18 protein-coding genes are annotated in these 18,694 nt (G+C 31.3%); 8 read left to right on the top strand and 10 right to left on the bottom strand.

What is annotated here, in order from left to right; translation table 11 throughout:
- Positions 1-19 precede the first annotated feature (19 nt).
- Both QVZ41_RS06080 and QVZ41_RS06075 read left to right on the top strand, forming a co-directional pair.
- Positions 20-466, top strand: a complete 447-nt coding sequence (locus QVZ41_RS06080; protein WP_302883663.1) for a ferritin-like domain-containing protein — start codon at positions 20-22, stop codon at positions 464-466.
- A gap of 156 nt (positions 467-622) precedes the next feature.
- Positions 623-1,417, top strand: coding sequence for a hypothetical protein (locus tag QVZ41_RS06075; RefSeq protein ID WP_302883662.1), 795 nt, complete (start codon positions 623-625; stop codon positions 1,415-1,417).
- Between the two features lie 62 nt (positions 1,418-1,479).
- Here QVZ41_RS06075 and QVZ41_RS06070 read toward each other — a convergent pair whose 3' ends face one another.
- The 9 genes from QVZ41_RS06070 to QVZ41_RS06030 all read right to left on the bottom strand — a co-directional run bounded on the left by QVZ41_RS06070 (position 1,480) and on the right by QVZ41_RS06030 (position 12,916).
- Entirely contained in the window at positions 1,480-2,334 is an 855-nt protein-coding gene (locus tag QVZ41_RS06070; RefSeq protein WP_302883661.1) for an N-acetylglucosamine kinase, read from the bottom strand.
- 118 nt (positions 2,335-2,452) lie between these two features.
- Positions 2,453-4,246, bottom strand: coding sequence for a 30S ribosomal protein S1 (rpsA, locus tag QVZ41_RS06065; protein WP_302883660.1), 1,794 nt, complete (start codon positions 4,244-4,246; stop codon positions 2,453-2,455).
- 173 nt (positions 4,247-4,419) lie between these two features.
- The gene (locus tag QVZ41_RS06060; protein WP_302883659.1) at positions 4,420-5,310 is read right to left on the bottom strand and encodes a lysylphosphatidylglycerol synthase transmembrane domain-containing protein; all 891 of its coding nucleotides are present in this window, start codon (positions 5,308-5,310) and stop codon (positions 4,420-4,422) included.
- Entirely contained in the window at positions 5,297-6,244 is a 948-nt protein-coding gene (locus QVZ41_RS06055; RefSeq protein WP_302883658.1) for a glycosyltransferase family 2 protein, read from the bottom strand. Before QVZ41_RS06055 ends, QVZ41_RS06060 begins: the two co-directional genes overlap by 14 nt.
- Positions 6,245-6,323: 79 nt before the next feature.
- Positions 6,324-7,991: an ArnT family glycosyltransferase gene (locus QVZ41_RS06050; protein WP_302883657.1), complete on the bottom strand. Its 1,668-nt coding sequence runs from the start codon at positions 7,989-7,991 to the stop codon at positions 6,324-6,326.
- Positions 7,992-8,005: 14 nt separating this feature from the next.
- A complete protein-coding gene (locus tag QVZ41_RS06045; protein ID WP_302883656.1) occupies positions 8,006-9,598 on the bottom strand; it encodes an ArnT family glycosyltransferase in 1,593 nt (530 codons plus the stop codon).
- On the bottom strand, positions 9,598-10,278 hold the full coding sequence (locus QVZ41_RS06040; RefSeq protein WP_302883655.1) for a phosphatase PAP2 family protein: 681 nt from the start codon (positions 10,276-10,278) through the stop codon (positions 9,598-9,600). The genes QVZ41_RS06045 and QVZ41_RS06040 overlap by 1 nt, the downstream gene beginning before the upstream one ends.
- Positions 10,279-10,354: 76 nt before the next feature.
- A complete protein-coding gene (locus QVZ41_RS06035) occupies positions 10,355-12,268 on the bottom strand; it encodes a protein-disulfide reductase DsbD family protein (RefSeq protein ID WP_302883654.1) in 1,914 nt (637 codons plus the stop codon).
- 51 nt (positions 12,269-12,319) lie between these two features.
- Entirely contained in the window at positions 12,320-12,916 is a 597-nt protein-coding gene (locus tag QVZ41_RS06030) for an NUDIX hydrolase (protein WP_302883653.1), read from the bottom strand.
- 7 nt (positions 12,917-12,923) lie between these two features.
- Between QVZ41_RS06030 and pyrE the strand changes: the two genes are divergently transcribed.
- Complete coding sequence (gene pyrE / locus QVZ41_RS06025; protein WP_073121264.1) at positions 12,924-13,574, top strand: orotate phosphoribosyltransferase; 651 nt, start codon at positions 12,924-12,926, stop codon at positions 13,572-13,574.
- An 82-nt stretch (positions 13,575-13,656) separates the two neighbouring features.
- A complete protein-coding gene (locus tag QVZ41_RS06020; RefSeq protein WP_302883652.1) occupies positions 13,657-14,046 on the top strand; it encodes an SRPBCC family protein in 390 nt (129 codons plus the stop codon).
- Here the strand turns inward: QVZ41_RS06020 and QVZ41_RS06015 are convergent.
- Positions 14,043-14,783 carry a biotin--[acetyl-CoA-carboxylase] ligase gene (locus tag QVZ41_RS06015; protein ID WP_302883651.1) on the bottom strand — a complete coding sequence of 247 codons (741 nt, stop codon included), beginning with the start codon at positions 14,781-14,783 and terminating at the stop codon, positions 14,043-14,045. The two genes, QVZ41_RS06020 and QVZ41_RS06015, sit on opposite strands and share 4 nt — an antisense overlap.
- Before the next feature lie 76 nt (positions 14,784-14,859).
- Here QVZ41_RS06015 and rsfS point away from each other — a divergent pair, with 76 nt between their 5' ends.
- From rsfS to QVZ41_RS05995, 4 genes are read left to right on the top strand one after another with little or no spacing between them, the layout of a single operon-like run.
- Entirely contained in the window at positions 14,860-15,222 is a 363-nt protein-coding gene (gene rsfS, locus QVZ41_RS06010; protein WP_302883650.1) for a ribosome silencing factor, read from the top strand.
- Positions 15,223-15,244: 22 nt separating this feature from the next.
- On the top strand, positions 15,245-17,233 hold the full coding sequence (gene ftsH / locus QVZ41_RS06005; protein ID WP_302883649.1) for an ATP-dependent zinc metalloprotease FtsH: 1,989 nt from the start codon (positions 15,245-15,247) through the stop codon (positions 17,231-17,233).
- 27 nt (positions 17,234-17,260) lie between these two features.
- The gene (locus tag QVZ41_RS06000; RefSeq protein ID WP_302883648.1) at positions 17,261-17,854 is read left to right on the top strand and encodes an LUD domain-containing protein; all 594 of its coding nucleotides are present in this window, start codon (positions 17,261-17,263) and stop codon (positions 17,852-17,854) included.
- 9 nt (positions 17,855-17,863) lie between these two features.
- Positions 17,864-18,691, top strand: coding sequence for a phosphatidate cytidylyltransferase (locus tag QVZ41_RS05995; RefSeq protein WP_302883647.1), 828 nt, complete (start codon positions 17,864-17,866; stop codon positions 18,689-18,691).
- The last annotated feature ends 3 nt before the right edge of the window (positions 18,692-18,694 follow it).

Below are 18,694 nucleotides of genomic sequence, written 5' to 3'. Positions count from 1 at the left end.
CAAAAAAAATGATAGAAAGATGAAAACAAGTTTAGACATTCTTACAGAAAAACTAGAAGGATTACTAATTAGAACCCACGATGCTGAGGAGGGATTTAAAAAAGCAACTGAAAAAACCGACCATTTAGGGTTAAAAGCATATTTTAAAGCAAAATCAGAACAAAGAAAAGAATTTGCAAAAGAATTAGTAGAAGAAATTAAAGCATTAGGTGGAGAATATAAAAAAGACACTAGTTTAAAAAGTCATGCTCATAGAGCTTGGATAGATATTAAAACACTCTTTTCTAGTAATAATGCCGAAGCAATGTTAGAGGCAGCTATTACAGGAGAAAAAAAGGCTATTAAAGACTATGAAGACGCTATATATGACTCTGCTACTCCACCATCAATCGTATCTATTTTAAAAGGACAATTATCTAAAATCCAATCTGGTTTAAACACAATTAAAACCATAGAAAACCTTTAAAAATATTTACTAGTAAAACATTTTTAAAAAGCCAGTTATCATCATATAACTGGCTTTTCAATTTTTAGATATTTTTTTTTGGCACGTTGTTTGGCTTATAACCTATGTTAAGTTTCTATCATTACAGAAACAATGTCTCATTTAAAACAATACATCATGAAAAAAATTTACTTCTTTATAACAGGTTGTTTTTTGTTAAGTATTGCAGCCAATGCTAATAATACCAGCAATAGATTGAACAACCAAACACCATTTATATTTATAGAGAATGGTGTAGAATATGCCGTATTTAACAATGGAGAATTTGATTTTAATATCATTCATCAACCAAAAGCAAATATTAATATCCGTACAAGAAATATTAATCTAAGCTTTAACACAGGTTATAATTATGAACCATATATACAAAAAGATAGATACGGAGCTATCATACAAATTGAAAGAACTCCCATTTATTACAATAGATATGGTAAAGTAACTAGAATTGGTAGCGTCTTAATTAATTACAATCATCATGGATGGGTTTCAAATATTGGAAATCTAAATATTTATTACACCAATCATGGAACAATTTATAATAGAAGAGGATATATAAATCATCATAACATTAATTATAAGCCTTGTTATTTCGCATATAAAAGACCTAATTATAGAAGATCTATTGTACATACAAAGCCATATAAACAAAACAATATTGTAAGAGAACATTACAATTACAAAGTTAAGGAACACAAAAAAGAGTATAAACAAAATCACAAATACTCAAATCATAACAACTCATCAGAAAGAGGTAAAAAAGAATTCCATAAAAGAGAGTTTAAGAAACAAGGCAACAATCAAAAAGAAACTTACCGAAGAAACAGTAATTCTTATAGAAGAAACTCTAGCAGTAATGATTCTAAGTATGTAACTACTAACGATAATGTTTCAAAAAAGAATAAAAAAAGATAGACATTTAGATTTATTTCAAAAAAAAGGATACTGAAATCAGTATCCTTTTTTTTTGAAATTATTTACTTAATTAAGTATTTTTTATGATAAGTAATCATATTATCAATAGGACGTTTGATGGCTCCTGCAAATCTTAAATCATATTTATTCGCTACTTTTTCAATGATGTTTGAGAAATAGAAAGCTACAGATCCAATAAAATAAATAGGTGTTTCTTTTCCTTTTCCATAAGGCAATACTCTATAACGGAAAAATTCATCAACCCCTCTTTCAATCAATCCTGTAATATAATCATGATCTTTAAAGTCAAACATAAAAGCAGCATGACTTGCTAAGTAAGTATTAGGGGCGTCTCCTTGATATAATTCGTGTTTGATATAATCATCATCTAAGTTAAAGTCACGTTCAAATTTTGCTCTAATTTCTTCAGGCATAATTTTGTAGTAATAATCTCTAATCAATTGCTTTCCAAAATAATTACCACTTGCCTCGTCCATGATAGCCCAACCTAGAGATGCTGTTGCTGACTTAGCTTCTTTACCATCAAAATAACAGCTATTAGAACCCGTACCCAAAATACAAACGATGGCTGGTTCTGCTTCTGATGCTGCATAAACTGCCGCCAACATATCTTCTGCCACTACAATTTCTGCAGTTACAAAAATTTCTTGAAATACTTGTCTTAATGCCTCAACTGCTTTTGGGGTTCCACAACCTGCACCATAGAAAAAAACATGGGTTACTTCTGTTCTAAGGGGCCCTAAATTAACATTGTCCAACACTCGTTTCTTTAGTAAATCTTTTCCCACAATAGCAGGGTTAAGTCCTTCAGATCTAGTTTTAAACCTTTCTGTTTTGTCGTTATTTAATGCAATCCAATCCACTTTGGTTGATCCACCATCGGCAATTAATATCATAAGTATTTATATTTTTAAAAATGTTAGTTTTAAGGAAGCCCAAATATACAAATTAGAGATAAAAAAAAGCTGTTTTGGGTTTCCAAAACAGCTTTTTAATAATATTTAAAAGATGGAATTATTTACCTTCTTCCATTTTCTTTTTTAAATCTGCTAAACCAGCGATATCACCAAAAGTTGATTTTTCACTAGACTCAACCTTTTTAGCTTGAGCTTTTACATTTTTAGCTTCAGATTCTTTAAACGTAGCAGTGTGAGAAGCTACAATTCTTCTAAATTCTTTAGAAAACTCAATTACTTTAAAAGTAGCTGTATCTCCTTTATTGATTTTAGAACCATCCTCTTTTTCTAATAAACGTGCAGGTACAAATGCTTCAACTCCATCCTCAAAGTCTACAACAGCTCCTTTGTCAGTTTTCTCTTTAACTGTTCCTTCGTGGTCAGTGTTAAGAGCGTACTTAGCTTCGTGAGCATCCCAAGGGTTGTCTTGAGTTTGTTTGTGTCCTAAGTTTAATTTTCTGTTTTCAACATCTAATTCTAACACTTGAACATCTAATTTATCACCTACAGCAACAAAGTCAGATGGGTGTTTGATTTTCTTAGTCCAAGATAAGTCAGAAATGTATACCAATCCGTCAATACCTTCTTCTAATTCAACAAAAACACCAAAGTTAGTATAGTTACGTACAATACCATTGTGAGTAGAACCTACAGGGTACTTAGCAGTAATATCAGCCCATGGATCTGGGTGTAATTGCTTAATACCTAATGACATTTTACGCTCTTCTCTATCTAAAGTTAAGATTTGAGCTTCAACCTCATCTCCTACTTTTACGAAATCTTGTGCAGAACGTAAGTGAGTAGACCATGACATTTCAGAAACGTGGATTAATCCTTCAACTCCTTCAGCAACTTCGATAAATGCACCGTAATCAGCTAAAACAACTACTTTTCCTTTCACTTTATCACCAACAGTTAAGTTAGCATCTAAAGCATCCCAAGGGTGTTGAGACAATTGCTTTAATCCTAATTGGATTCTAGTTTTCTTGTCATCAAAGTCTAAGATTACGACGTTTAATTTTTGATCTAATTCAACTACCTCAGATGGGTGGTTGATTCTTGACCAAGATAAGTCAGTAATGTGCACTAAACCATCAACTCCTCCTAAATCTACGAATACACCGTAAGAAGTAACGTTTTTAACAATACCTTCTAATACTTGTCCTTTTTCTAATCCAGAAATGATTTCTCTCTTCTGAACTTCAATATCAGCCTCGATAAGAGCTTTGTGAGATACCACAACGTTTTTAAACTCATGGTTGATTTTCACAACTTTGAATTCCATTGTTTTGTCTACATACTGATCGTAATCTCTAATTGGCTTCACGTCAATTTGAGATCCTGGTAAGAATGCTTCAATTCCAAAAACATCAACAATCATACCTCCTCTAGTTCTACACTTAACGTATCCGTTAACTACTTCACCAGATTCTTGAGCAGCAATAACTCTATCCCAAGCTTTGATTACTCTTGCTTTTTTGTGAGACAATACTAATTGTCCTGAGTGATCTTCTCTTCTATCAACTAAAACCTCTACCTTATCTCCAACAGCTAAGTTAGGATTGTAACGGAATTCGTTTAAAGAAATAACTCCTTCTGATTTAGAGTTAATATCGATGATCGCATCACGATCTGTAATACGAACAACAGTTCCTTCAATTACATCACGTTCGTTTACGAAACCTACAGTTCCTTCTAATGCAGCATCAAACTCTTTTAATTGAGCCTCATCAACTTCATCAATACCTTCTTCGTATTTATGCCAGTTAAAGTTTGCTAAAAATTCTTGTGGGTTTACTTGTACAGTTTCTTGCTCTTGAGCTTCTACTGCGTTTTGATTTGCTTCAGACATGTGTCTAAAAATAATTTGTATCTAGCTGATTGTTATGTTTTTAAAGCGAGTAACCACAACTAAAGATGTTAAATTAAATTGTTTTTTATTCCTTCTCTTAACCTAGCTCGCCAAAAAGGAATGCAAATATACAAATTATTTTTAAGTAAGCACACACAAAAACAGCTAGTTAGCTATTTTTTTTCTTGCAGTGATAAGTTGACTTTTTTTAACTGAACCCCCCCCCCTATCAATGATAAAATAGCGGTTAAAAAAGTAAACAACAAACCGATGGCTACAGACACATCTTTATTATAATGTAACAAATCTGCTGCTTGATAAAATACAAATTCTCTTACACCAATTCCTGCAAAAGATACAATAGACAAAATTACAGAGATTAAAAACACCAATAAGTAAGAAAACAAATCTGAAACAACATGAAAGTTTAGTACCAAGAAATACACACAAATCAATTGTAATGTTTGAACAACTATAGAAAGTAGCAACGTTTTAAGGTAGACTTTTTTAAAGGATGGAAATAATTTTTGCACCAAAGCATAAGCCATAAATGGAATTAAAACTAACAATAAAGTAGCCAATGCTATCAATATCAAACTAGAAGAAATCCAATCTAAAGATTTTACAAAAGGAATCATTAGCAAAACCAACAACATTCCAATGGTAGTTAAACCCGAAAAGCGATCTACAAAAATGGCTGCTGATAACTTTTTTACATTCCAATCAAATTTTTTGTGGAGTTTGTAAACTTTGTAGGCATCTCCTCCTATTCCTCCTGGAATAAAAAAATTATAAAACATTCCTATTAAATAAAGAACATGATTGCTTTTATTAGACAGATGATATCCTAATGAATGAAAAAAGGTATTTAACCTGATAGAAGACACCCATTGTGACAACAGTAAAAAAACACCACTTAAAATCAACAAAAAAACATCGCTGTTCTTAATAATCTTAAATATTTCTACAAATGATATTTTGGTAAGTACAAAATAAAACAAAAGGACACTGACTCCTATTTTTAGGACAGTTGTTATTATTTTTTTCAGTTTATTCTTTTTCAAAAGTAGTTACTTTTCTTAAGTTATATGGTCGTTTGTCTTGAGACTCATAATAAGTCTTCATTAGCAAGTCTATAATAATCCCTACAGTAAAAAATTGAATTCCCATCACCACTAACATCACTCCAAGAATTAACAAAGGTCTTCCCCAAATATCTTCTCCTAAAAGTTTAAGAATTAATAAATAAAAATTGATCAACATTCCCGCCCCTGCAAAAATCAACCCTATGTTACCAAACAAATAAATTGGTTTTTGCATGTATTTACGCTGAAATAAAATCAATAACAAATCATTAATGACTTTAAAAGTTCTCCCCAAACCATATTTAGAAACACCAAATTGACGAGCATGGTGCTTTACTGGCATTTCTGATATTCTTGCTCCATTCATAAAAGTAACCAAAGAAATAAATCGATGCATTTCTCCGTATAATTTTAGTCCTTTAGCAGTTTCCGCAGTAAAAATTTTAATAGCACAACCGTGATCTGTAATATGCAAACCAGTTGTTTTTTTAATAATATAATTTGCTATTTTAGAAGGTAAAGTTCTAACAAAATTATCTTGCCTTTTTTGACGAATCCCTGTAATCATATCCAAGTCATCTTCTATCAGCTTGTCTAACATTGCAGGTAAATCTGATGGGTCATTCTGCAAATCTCCATCCATGGTAATGATATAATCTCCTTTTGCAATATCAATTCCCGCAGCAATGGCAGAACTTTGTCCGTAGTTTTTTCTAAGCTCTACTAAAATTACTTTTGGATGATTTAAATCCTTCACCTCTTTACGAGTATTATCAGTAGAACAATCGTCTATATAAATAATTTCGTAGTGATACCCTGCTAAACCTTTATCTATATTTTCTGTTAACAAAGTCACATTTCCTTCTTCGTTATAAACAGGAATTACAATAGATAATAAACTTGATTTACTCATTTTACTTTAATTTCGGTGATACAAACTTACTCAATATACTTAAACCAAGTTATGAGTTATGGGTTAAACTTTTTGATGATTACAATTGCACCAAATACCTTTTTGATAAGGTTTCTGATCTTGTTTTTGGATTTAAAAACTTTAATTTTAATCTCGTGATTCTATAATGGTCTAAAGGATAAACTTTTGCCCACTCCATTCCTAATTCTTTAGATTGTAAAAAAGAGGCCTCTTCCATGTAAACCCAATCTCCTTTTTTCAGTTGATGTGGAATTTCATCAACTGAAATTTCTTTTAAATTTTTATGGGCATAAAAACTTACCGACCAAGCTTCTATATCTTTTCTTAAATACAGATGATTGACATCTATATTGTTTTCTTTGATAATTTTACTTGCCTTGATTCCTGATTGATATTGTAACAAATTAGGATAAAACTGTGTGTTTAAACAAAAATTAATCAAAATCATAAAACCTACCGATGACACAATTAATTTTCTAAAAGGACTTGCTTTTTCCTTTATTATAAAGAGAATTAATAAAACAGCAATCGCTATCAGCCCAATAATAATATAAACACTATGAATTGGGAATGCCCAAAAACATAAATAAATAACTAACACCGACAAAACAGAAAATAATCCTATTTGAAAGTTTGCCCATCTTTTTATATACTTTACTTTTTGGCTTTTTTGCAAATACCACAAAAAACCAACAACTAAAATAGACATTAACGGAATTAAACTATTTAAGTAATGTGGTAATTTAAATTTTGAAGTACTAATAACCAACAACACCAGTAAAACTCCTAAAGAGGTCATCAACTCAAAACTTTCGTAAGACTTAAATTTATATTTAACAGCTCTTTTAATATTGCTGAACATAGCTGTATACATAATAAAGGGCCATGGTAAAAATGCCCAAAGAATAGAATGGAAAAAGAACAAATAATCTGGACTTGTATTACCAAACCCTGTGGCTGTTAACCTATTAAAACTCTGATCCCATAAAATAAATTTAATTCCAGAAATATTAGAATAGCCATTAAATACTTTCTCTGGATGCAAATCAAACTGAATATAATAGGCATATAAAACGGGACTGATAAAAAGAAAGAAACTCGCCAATCCAACTAATACTTTCCATGAGAAAACCGATTTCCATTTATTTGCATACAATATATGTGCAAACAAAACCACTCCACAAACAAAGACCGCCAATTGACCTTTGGTAGAAAAACCAATAGCCAACCCTAAAAAACCTAGAATCATGTTTTTAAGAGTTAGTCTATCTATATATTTAACAAAATGATACAAGGCAAAAATAGTAGCCCCAGTTAAAACCGCATCAGTTCTTACATCATGGTTAGACAAAATAATCGCCTGAGATGATAAAAAAACCAAAGAAGCCATATGCCCTATTTTTCTTCCATAAAAATATTTTGCCAATCTATGGGAGTACATGGCACCAACTAAAGTGAATAAAAAAGCAGGTAATCTATAAGCCCATTCAGAAATTCCAAAAAGTTTAAAAGACAAAGCCGCCAACCAGAAATGCATATGTGGCTTGTCTAAATAATCATGAGTTCCTTTATATATATGTAAAAAATCATTCTCAAGATACATCCTCATAGCCATGGTTGCATGTTGTGCAGAATCGTTTTCCATCACTGGAATAAACAAACCTGCTATATAAACAAGTAACAATAATGGATAAAGAACATAAAGATCTCTTTTTGATAAAATCATAAGGTTATAAATTTTTACTCAACTATTTTGTTTGATTTTTTTTCATATACCCTAGTGGTATGATTTTCGAACAAACTTTTTTGCGAAAATAATTGATTAAAGATACTTAATTCATTTATTTCATCTTTATTTCTTGTATTAGTCATCACAACACCATTAGGAAACTCCTTAAAAAAAGCATCAATCTCTTCAATGGTATCTACAATTTTATAAGATCTATTAAAGTTAATTGGAAAAGCAGCATCCATTCTTTGGTACACTATTACTGGCCGATGACTAGCAATGTGTTCCTTAAATTTTTCTACAGGAGATTCTTTTGTTAACTGAGGAAAAACGAATCCAAACAACAACAAGCTAAGCATTATAAATACTGATGTAATTATTTTAAAACTTAAAATAAAATTCTTTTTTATGAAATAATAAAAAGCAACAACAACTCCTATAGGAATGAAAATTAACAACAGGGCAATCCATTTTTTTGACTCCAAAGCACTCTCTAAAGACAAACCAATATACCCTGCCACAGGTAAAGCAAAAGCTATTAAAATTAAAAAAGCCCATTCTATAAAAGAATACTTTACATCGCCTTTTTCTAATGCCTGTTGGAAAAACCAAGCCAAAAGTATGGCTATAAAAGGATAACAAGGCATAGTGTAATTAGGAAGTTTGGTAGCAGAAATGGCAAAAAAGCTCACAAAAACAATCACCAAAATAGCACTAAAAAAAACAAATTTATTATTAGTTTTTTGTTTAATTGCATAAAACAAAGCTCTAAAAATCCACAAAGAAAAAGGCAACATCCCTAAGATCACAAAACCAATGGTAATTAAAAAGATACCACCATGTCCTTCCATTTTATCTTGAAACCTAGCTACGTTGTGTTTTAAAAAAAATCCTTCTGTAAAAACACCTACCGTTTCTACATGTGCCATATAAAACCAAGGAAGGCTAACCAACAAAACCAAGAGCAATCCTGAAAAGGGTTTAAATAATAAAATCTGTTTAACAGTAAATTGTTTTACCAAAACTAAATGTATAAATGCTACCAAAGTAGGTAAAGCAATGGCTACAGGCCCTTTGGTTAACACCCCAAATCCCATAGAAAAATAGAGCAACCAAAGTATTTTTGAATTTCTTGAAATAAAAAAATCGATGTAACAAAAGAAGGTCAAACTCATCCAAAAAATTAAATACGGATCTGGTACAGCCAAATGAAATTCTTGAATAAAATAAAAAGAAGATAACAACACCCAATACGTTGTATTAGCAACTTTATTCCCTAAATGTTTTTTAGTAAAAATAAAAGTAGAAACAATGGTAAAAGCTCCAAACAATGCGGAAAAAAATCTTGCTCCAAAAGCATTTACTCCAAACAACTGATACCCTATCATCATAAAAAAATAATGAAAAGGAGGTTTATCTGTTCTGATGACATCATTAAAAGTAGGCCTAAAAACATTCCCATATTGCAACATTTCCCTTGCTGCTTCGCTATTTTTTGCTTCATCTAAAATGTAAATAATAGAACTTCCGCTACCAAAAAGGCATAAAACAAAAGCAAGTAAAAACATCCACCATAATGGATTTTTAAAATTAAAAAAATTCATTAATTATCTGGGAATGTAATTAGTGTAAACCAATTTTTATGAGTTGGAGTAAAACGAATTTTCATATTGTACCAAGTTCGTTTTCTAGAGTTTTTTATCAAAACAATCGCTATATACGCTGATGAGATCCCCACAACAGCTCCCGCAAAAACATCCATAAAAAAATGTTGAACCAAATACATTCTAGAAATACCCACAAGCATCGCAAACAAACACAAACCTATCGCTGGAAGCATTTTTTTTATTTTTAAAGCAAAAAAAGTAGCAATTACAAAAGCATAAGCAGTATGTCCCGATGGAAAAGAATCTCTTTTATTGACTCTTACTCCTTCAACAAAATTTATTTGGGTTAAAATTCCTTTGGCTTCAAACAATAAATATGGCCGTGGAAGTCCATCAAAGAAAAGATGTTTACAAAGGATTACAATAGTTGATTCTATTAAAAAAGCCATCACAAAAAAATATAGAAATTTGAGTTTATATCTAAGAACAATCGCTATAAACAGAAAGATACTCATGGTATTTCCTATAGAACTAACACCTGCAAAAAATCTATTTAAAAATGGCGTGTGAGTTTTATTAACAGCCAAGACAATTTCTCCTTTAGGAAAACTAAAAAAGCATAAAGACAGGAGTAAAACACCTATAAACGGCAATAAAACTTTATGATTAATTTTCATAACTAAATAGTAATGATTGAATCACAAAGTTAGACTGATACGAAGCTGATGAAGTTAAGGAAGCTTTAACAAAACCTTAATTTCCAGCTTTTTTTATTCCTTGTTGTAACCATGATAAATATTCCTCCGCATTTGGAGTATAACCTACAGGATGATTCAAATCTTCTCCATTAGCATCTACAACTACATAGTAAGGTTGCGAGTTGGTTTTATATCTTTTGGTTTGAAACTCTGACCATTTTTGACCAATATATCTGTATGGTTTGCCTGTTACAGGAGATATTTCTTCCGTTGGCAATTTTTGACGATCATCTACATATAAAGAAATTAACACTACTTTATTTTGTAAAACATCTAAAACCGCAGGAACTGTCCATACATTTTGTTCCATTTTTCTGCAGTTTACACAAGCTCTACCTGTAAAATCTAACAACACTGGTTTGTTAACTTTTTTAGCATAAGCCAAACCTTGTTCGTAATCGTTGAATGTTAAAATATTGTACGGAGCTAAAATATGTGCCCCCTCAGGCAAATCTTGATGTGAAATATTAGAATTTGATTGATTACTCATCACTCCATTTGGAGATTCGCTATATTCTAACGGAGGTACAAAAGCTCCAATCAATTTTACGGGAGCTCCAAACATTCCCGGAATCATATAAACCACAAAAGTAAAACTCAAAATAGCCAACATCAATCTTGTGACTGATATGGTTTCTACTGCCTGATAATCATGAGATAATCTTAATTTCCCTAACAAATAAATTCCTAAGAACAAGAAAATCACTATCCAAATAGCGATAAACACCTCTCTTTCTAACCAGTGCGCTTGTAAAACCAAATCTGCATTTGATAAAAACTTAAATGCCAAAGCCAATTCTATAAACCCTAGCACTACCTTTACTGTGTTTAACCATCCTCCTGATTTTGGCAGCGAATTTAACCATCCTGGAAAAACAGCAAACAATGCAAAAGGAATCGCAATCGCTAAAGAAAAACCTAACATAGAAATAATGGGAGCAACTCCTCCTTGCGATACAGACTCTACCAAAGCCGTTCCTACAATAGGTCCTGTACAAGAGAATGAAACTACAGCCAAAGCCATAGCCATAAAAAAGATTCCTATCAATCCTCCTCTATCTGCCTTTTCATCTAATTTTGTTCCCCAAGAACTTGGCAAGACCAGTTCGTAAGCTCCTAAAAATGACAAGGCAAAAAATACTAAAATTCCAAAAAATACGACATTAAAAACAACACTTGTAGACAATCTATTTAGGGAATCCGCTCCAAAAACACCTACTACAAAAGTTCCAAGCAACACATAAATTACTACAATGCTAATTCCATAAATCATGGCATTTCTAATTCCAGCAGCTCTGTTTTTACTTTGTTTGGTAAAAAAGCTTACGGTCATTGGAATCATAGGAAAAACACAAGGCGTTAACAAAGCCGTTAACCCTGCTAAAAAACTTAATATAAATAAAGTCCAATAACTTTTATCATCAGTAGTACTAGCTTTTGTAATAACCGTTTTTGTTACTATCGCTTTTGTCAAATCATAAGTCAACTCCACTTCTTTTGGAGGCAAACACATTTCATCATTACAAACCATGTATTCCACTGTAACGGCTACAGAAGTTACATCTTCAACAGTTATTTTCTGTTTAAAAACTGCCGTTTCACCAAAATATTTAATTGGCATTTCAAAAATAGGGTCTTGTATTTCTATTCCTTTTCCTTCTGTAGTTTCTCCTATAGTTTTAATTTCTTTAGGATAGTAAAAAGTGGTAGGAATTGGACCTCCATCTTCAATGTTTTGACTGTATAAATGCCAACCTTTTTCAATGGTAGCAGTAGTAATTAAAGTAACATCTCCTGATTCGTTCTTTTCTACAGAAGTAGACCATGATACAGGATTATAAACTTGAGCACTTACAGAAAAAAAAGCAAAAAGAATTACTGTTTTAAAGAGATTTAAGATGGTTTTCATAAAAATAATTTGATACTAAGACGAATATATTAAATAAACTTTACACGCAAACTACAACAACTGTTCCATCAATAACTTGATGTTTTTATAAGTATTCTCTAAACATTTTTTTGATTCCTCTAAAGTTTTAAAAACTACTTGGGTAATCCCCTCTTCTAGCTGAGGAACTAACGTTTGTTTTTCAATATTCGTATGCATCGCAAACCAATAGGTAACCTTCATCACCAAAACTCCTTTATGTTTAAAAACATGATAAGTAGTTTCTAACTCTTTATCAATAGTTAATCCAGTTACTTGACACTCTTCCTCCACTTCTCTAATGGCTGCAATTTCTTTAGACTCTCCCTTTTCTATGTGTCCTTTTGGCAAATCCCATGTATCAAATCTGTAAATCCATAAGATTTCATCACTAACGTTTTTCACCACACCACCTGCTGCTTTACGGACTTCAAAATTTAATAGAAAATTGCTCCAATCATTTTCCAAATTGTCACAAATAACATTTATTTTCGCATCGAGATTCTTTTGAATCTCTTGATACATATTTATAAAATCAAGTTCTTGATATTTCACAGAAGAAAAACCTGTTAATTCATTGTTTTTTTCTGTAAAAAAAACTGGAACTTCATTGATAAAAACTTTATACATTTGCACTATGATTTTTAACAAAGATACAGCAAATAATACCGCAGAACAGCTTTTGAAAATAAAAGCAATTAAACTACAACCTACAAATCCATTCACTTGGGCTTCTGGTTGGAAATCACCTATATACTGCGATAATAGAATTACACTTTCTTATCCAATCATAAGAAATTTTTTAAAAACCAATATGGCCAATGCTATTGAAGAGCAGTATGGTAAACCAGATGTTATTGCTGGAGTTGCTACTGGAGCTATTGCTATTGGAGTTTTGGTAGCTCAAGAATTAGGAATTCCTTTCGTTTATGTTAGACCTGAGCCTAAAAAGCATGGTAGAATGAATCAAATTGAGGGATATCTTGAGAAAGGTTCTAATGTAGTGGTGGTAGAAGATTTAATCAGCACAGGAATGAGCAGTTTATTAGCTGTTGAAGCCTTAAAAGAAGCTGGCGTAAATGTAAAAGGAATGATGGCTATTTTTACTTATGGTTTTCCTATTGCTGACAAAAACTTTGAAGCTGCCAATGTTACTTTAACTACCTTAAGTAACTATCAAGTTTTAATAGAACAAGCCGTAAAAAATAATTATATTACTTCTAGTGAATTAGCCTTGATCCAAACTTGGAGAAAAGCTCCAGACAAATGGACTAACGAAGAAGATTAAACATATCAAAAAGCATCTTAATTATTTTTAAGATGCTTTTTTTAGCTTCAATAATTATATTTGCAGACCAAATAATAGATTCATGAAATTAGAAACTCCTTTAGTAACCATATTTAAATCAAACCAAGAAACTTTTGATTTTTTAACTGATTTAAACAATTTTGAACAGTTGATGCCAGACAACAAAGAAAAGTTTGAAGTGGATGGAGATTCTTTTATTTTTGGTTTGACTGGGATGCCAGAAATTAGATTGATTTTAAAAGAAAAAACACCTACTAATAAAATAGTTTTAGGTGCTGCTTCAAGTAAATTAGATTTTACTTTAACCATTGATTTAAATGCTATTTCGGAAAATAGTACTTCTGCTCAATTATTTTTTGAAGGAAATTTTAACCCAATGATGGCCATGATGGTAAAAAAACCCTTGACCAATTTTATCAATGCCTTAAGCAATAACTTGCAAAATATTTAAAGTAATTTTATTTCTTTCACAGCATAACTGTATATCAAGTCATTTTCTTTTTCCAAAAGTAAGAGACCTTCATTGGTCACATCAACAATTTTCCCCATAAAAATGTTTTGTTCAGTATCCATAAACATTGTAGGGATATTTATTTTGTATAATTGATTTAAATATTCCTGTTTAATTTTTTCTAAATTATTATAGATATAATCAACATTCATTACCGCTTCTAAAGCCAATATTATTTTCTCCAACACCATTTCTTTATCAAACTCATTCCCTTTTATATTAGCCAAAGAGTTGGCTTTGGTTAAATGGGATGGAAAATAAAGTTGATTTACATTTAATCCCACCCCAATAAAACACGCATCAACTTGTTGCTTTTTTAAAATATTCTCAACCAATATTCCAGAAATCTTATCGTTGTATGACATTATGTCGTTAGGCCATTTTACTTTTATTTTGGAAACATTTCCTAAAACATCATCAATCACATCTCTTATTTTTACAGCTGATAAAAAGTTAATATAAGGGATTAAATCTATAGATAAGCCCTTTAATTCTACATAAACTGTAAACAATAAGTTTTTTCCTTTTTCTGAATGCCATACGGTATTCATCTGACCTTTACCTGCCAATTGTTCTTCTGCAACCGCTACCGTGAAGTTGTCTATATCCGATTTTTTTGCCAAATCTTTCAAAAAACGATTTGTAGAGTCAATGGCATTAAGTTTGATTATATTCACAAATAAATTATAATTATATTAGTGTAAGTTATCACTTAAAAAACGATAACTTTGCAGCAAAACTAAAGATTTTTTAATGTCTAAAAAACACGTAAGTACTGATCAATTGATTAGTACCATTTTAAAGGGAATTGACGAAGTAAAAGGAGAGAATATCCAATTGATAGATTTACGCGAAATTGAGAACACTGTTTGTGACTATTTTATAGTCGCATCGGGAACCTCTAACACACATGTAAGTGCTATTGCAGGGTCAATTCAAAAAATAGTGGGTAAAGAAGCTCAAGAAAAACCTTTTCATGTAGAAGGAGAATCTCAAGCAAACTGGATTTTACTAGACTATATACATGTTGTAGTACATGTCTTCCAAAAACCTGTCAGAGAACTTTATGATATTGAAGGGTTATGGGGTGATGCTAAAATCACTAAGATTTCATAATCGAAAAAGCATACAAAAACAAATGAGCAAAGAACAAAAAAACCAACCTAAACCTAATCCTAATGGGTTTAAGCCAAAATTTAATTCTTATTGGATATATGCTGCTATCATAGCTGTGATTATATCTTTTAATTTTTTTGGTAACAATGTAACAAACACGGATATTTCTAGAAATAAATTCGAAGATTTATTACGCGCTAACAGTATTAAAAATATTTTAATTGTTAACAACGATTACGCAGAAATTCATTTAACCGAAGACGCTCAAAAAGAATTTAGAAATAACAACAAAGATGAGTCTTTACCATGGGTTAGTGCAAAACCTGTATTGACATATAACTTTGGTAGTCTAGAAAATTTTGAGAATACAATTAAAGAGAATAAAGAAAAGTACAATCTAGATATTGACCTTAAAAATGTTAATAAAACAGATCTTTTTGATTCTATTTTAGGATTCTTACCATTCATCCTAATCTTAGGTTTATGGATTTTCTTTATGAGAAGAATGTCTGGTGGTGCTGGTGCTGGTGGTCCTGGTGGACAAATTTTTAGCATTGGAAAATCTAAAGCAAAATTATTTGATGAAAACCAAAAAGTAAAAATATCTTTTAAAGATGTTGCTGGTTTAGAAGGGGCAAAAGAAGAAGTTCAAGAAATTGTTGACTTTTTAAAAAGTCCTGAAAAATACACAAACCTTGGGGGTAAAATACCAAAAGGAGCCTTGTTAGTAGGACCTCCTGGAACTGGAAAAACCTTATTAGCAAAAGCTGTAGCTGGTGAAGCAGGGGTTCCTTTTTTCTCTTTATCAGGTTCTGATTTTGTTGAAATGTTTGTGGGAGTTGGTGCTTCTAGAGTAAGAGACTTATTTAAACAAGCAGCTCAAAAATCTCCTTCTATTATTTTTATTGATGAGATTGATGCCATTGGTAGAGCAAGAGGAAAAAACAACATGACAGGTGGTAATGATGAACGTGAAAACACATTAAACCAATTGTTAACAGAAATGGATGGTTTTGGTACAGATGTAAATGTAATCGTTATAGCAGCTACCAACCGTGCAGATGTTTTAGACAAAGCTTTAATGCGTGCAGGTAGATTTGACAGACAGATTTATGTTGACCTACCAGATTTAAACGAGCGTAGCGCTATTTTTAATGTTCACCTAAAACCATTAAAATTAGGAACTGATGTAAAAGTTGACTTTTTAGCTCAACAAACACCTGGTTTTTCTGGAGCAGATATTGCCAACCTTTGTAACGAAGCTGCTTTAATGGCTGCCCGTAAAGGAAAAGAATCCATTGAAAACGAAGACTTTTTAGAATCTGTAGATAGAATTGTAGGAGGTCTAGAAAAGAAGAATAAAATTATTTCTGCTAAAGAAAAGAAAACGATTGCTTTTCATGAAGCTGGACACGCTACTGCTAGTTGGATGCTAGAGCACGCTGCTCCATTGGTAAAAGTAACCATTGTACCTAGAGGACAATCATTAGGAGCTGCATGGTACTTACCTGAAGAAAGAATGATTGTACAAACTGAACAAATGCTTGACGAAATGTGTGCTACTTTAGCAGGTAGAGCTGCAGAAAAAGTTATCTTTAATAGAATTTCTACAGGTGCATTAAGCGATTTAGAAAAAGTAACCAAACAAGCAAGAGCCATGGTAAGTATTTATGGTTTAAGTGAAAAGGTTGGAAACTTAACTTATTACGATTCTAGCGGTCAAGAATATGGCTTCACAAAACCGTACAGCGAAACTACCGCTAAGTTAATTGACGAAGAAATTAGCTCTTTAATTGAGCAACAATATCAAAGAGCCATCCAAATCTTAACAGACAATAAAGACAAATTAACAGAATTGGCTGAACGTTTATTAGAAAAAGAAGTTATCTTTAAAGATGATTTGATTAAAATTTTTGGAGAAAGAGCTTTTTTATCTGAAAGTGAGATCTTAGAGAAAAAACTTAAAGAACAAGAACAAACAGAAGAAAACAATTCTGAGGTAGAAAACTAAACCTCAATAAAGGAAGGATTTATTTATATGGGTTTATTCGATAAACTTTTTAAAAATTCAAAATCTAAACCATCATCTAAAGACAAAAAAATCAACGAACAACCCGTTGTTTTGTCTTTAGATGATTTGTTTGTTCATAACTTTATTAATAAAGGAGGAAAATTTCTATATTGTATTTCTGAAAATGAAGCATATGAAGTTTTTACAAGAATTTTAAAAGAGAATGATTGGCATAAAGTTTCTTGTGTGCAAGAAAAGTTAATTGAATTTTCTAAAAAAACAAAAACACAAATCTCTGACTCCAACTACAATAGTCCTTTTTTCACAAATTGTGAACATTTGGTTGCTGATTCTGGTAACATCATGATTTCCTCAAATCAGATTAAAGAGATGAAGTTAATTGAATTAAACAGCAATTTTATTGTAATGGCTACCACTAGCCAAATCGTCAAAAATATGGGAGAAGGTTTAACCGGAATCAAAGCTAGTTGTAAACAAAGAATCCCCAGCAATATTTGCGAAATTAAAAGCTACGGGAATGATAAAAAAAAGGAAACTTTTTTAAACTACGGACTTTCTAATTCCAAAAACACTTACCTTATCTTAATTGAAGATTTATAATATATAATTATGTTGCAGAGAGCTCTTTCAGGAATTGTTTTTGTTGCCATACTAGTATCTGCAACATTGTATAGTAGTATTACTTTTTATATTTTGTTCTTTTTCTTTATGCTAGTTGCAATTTATGAGTTTCAAAAACTGAGCAACTATAAAACACCTTTTTTTAATATTCTTGGAATCTTTTCATTTGTATTATCTGCTGGAAGCATTACCATTTTAAAAGAACATTTTAACCTAAGTGATTCTATTTCTATAGCTGAAACAAACTCAGCTTTTATATATGTTTTACTATTTGTAGCCTTTTTAATTGTATTGTTTAAAAGAGTTAACAAATCACCATTTACAGATTTAGGTGTTGTATTTTTAACCTATTTATACGCCATACTCCCTTTTACCATTATATTAGCCATTCCTTTTTGTAATGAAACTCATACTTATGAAGGAACTACCTTTTTAGGTTGTATTATTTTAGTTTGGTCTACAGATACTTTTGCTTACTTAACAGGAAAAAGTATTGGTAAAACAAAATTATTCGAAAGAATTTCACCAAACAAAACCATTGAAGGCTCTGTAGGAGGATTACTTTTAACATTGATTACAGCTAGTATATTATCTATATATTTTACACAGTTTTCATTAATACAATGGCTTGGACTGAGCTTGGTTATCAGTATTTTTGGTAGCCTTGGAGATTTGGTAGAATCTATGTTTAAACGCGCTGCAAACATTAAAGATAGTGGGAATTTAATCCCAGGTCATGGAGGTGTATTAGATCGTTTTGACAGTTTGGTTTTTGCCTCTCCTTTTATATACTTTTACTTACAACTAATTTCATAAACT

The sequence above is a fragment of the Wenyingzhuangia gilva genome (assembly GCF_030519655.1).
Lineage (GTDB): Bacteria > Bacteroidota > Bacteroidia > Flavobacteriales > Flavobacteriaceae > Wenyingzhuangia > Wenyingzhuangia gilva.
The sequence above is the reverse complement of the archived record's forward strand: the minus strand, read 5'-3'. Positions and strand labels throughout refer to the sequence as shown.

Coding starts and splice junctions, on each gene's coding strand:
- QVZ41_RS06080 (WP_302883663.1), top strand. CDS start 20: ATGAAAACAAGTTTAGACATTCTTACAGAAAAACTAGAAGGATTACTA.
- QVZ41_RS06075 (WP_302883662.1), top strand. CDS start 623: ATGAAAAAAATTTACTTCTTTATAACAGGTTGTTTTTTGTTAAGTATT.
- QVZ41_RS06070 (WP_302883661.1), bottom strand. CDS start 2,334: ATGATATTAATTGCCGATGGTGGATCAACCAAAGTGGATTGGATTGCA.
- rpsA (WP_302883660.1), bottom strand. CDS start 4,246: ATGTCTGAAGCAAATCAAAACGCAGTAGAAGCTCAAGAGCAAGAAACT.
- QVZ41_RS06055 (WP_302883658.1), bottom strand. CDS start 6,244: ATGAGTAAATCAAGTTTATTATCTATTGTAATTCCTGTTTATAACGAA.
- QVZ41_RS06050 (WP_302883657.1), bottom strand. CDS start 7,991: ATGATTTTATCAAAAAGAGATCTTTATGTTCTTTATCCATTATTGTTA.
- QVZ41_RS06045 (WP_302883656.1), bottom strand. CDS start 9,598: ATGAATTTTTTTAATTTTAAAAATCCATTATGGTGGATGTTTTTACTT.
- QVZ41_RS06040 (WP_302883655.1), bottom strand. CDS start 10,278: ATGAAAATTAATCATAAAGTTTTATTGCCGTTTATAGGTGTTTTACTC.
- QVZ41_RS06035 (WP_302883654.1), bottom strand. CDS start 12,268: ATGAAAACCATCTTAAATCTCTTTAAAACAGTAATTCTTTTTGCTTTT.
- QVZ41_RS06030 (WP_302883653.1), bottom strand. CDS start 12,916: ATGTATAAAGTTTTTATCAATGAAGTTCCAGTTTTTTTTACAGAAAAA.
- pyrE (WP_073121264.1), top strand. CDS start 12,924: ATGATTTTTAACAAAGATACAGCAAATAATACCGCAGAACAGCTTTTG.
- QVZ41_RS06020 (WP_302883652.1), top strand. CDS start 13,657: ATGAAATTAGAAACTCCTTTAGTAACCATATTTAAATCAAACCAAGAA.
- rsfS (WP_302883650.1), top strand. CDS start 14,860: ATGTCTAAAAAACACGTAAGTACTGATCAATTGATTAGTACCATTTTA.
- ftsH (WP_302883649.1), top strand. CDS start 15,245: ATGAGCAAAGAACAAAAAAACCAACCTAAACCTAATCCTAATGGGTTT.
- QVZ41_RS06000 (WP_302883648.1), top strand. CDS start 17,261: ATGGGTTTATTCGATAAACTTTTTAAAAATTCAAAATCTAAACCATCA.
- QVZ41_RS05995 (WP_302883647.1), top strand. CDS start 17,864: ATGTTGCAGAGAGCTCTTTCAGGAATTGTTTTTGTTGCCATACTAGTA.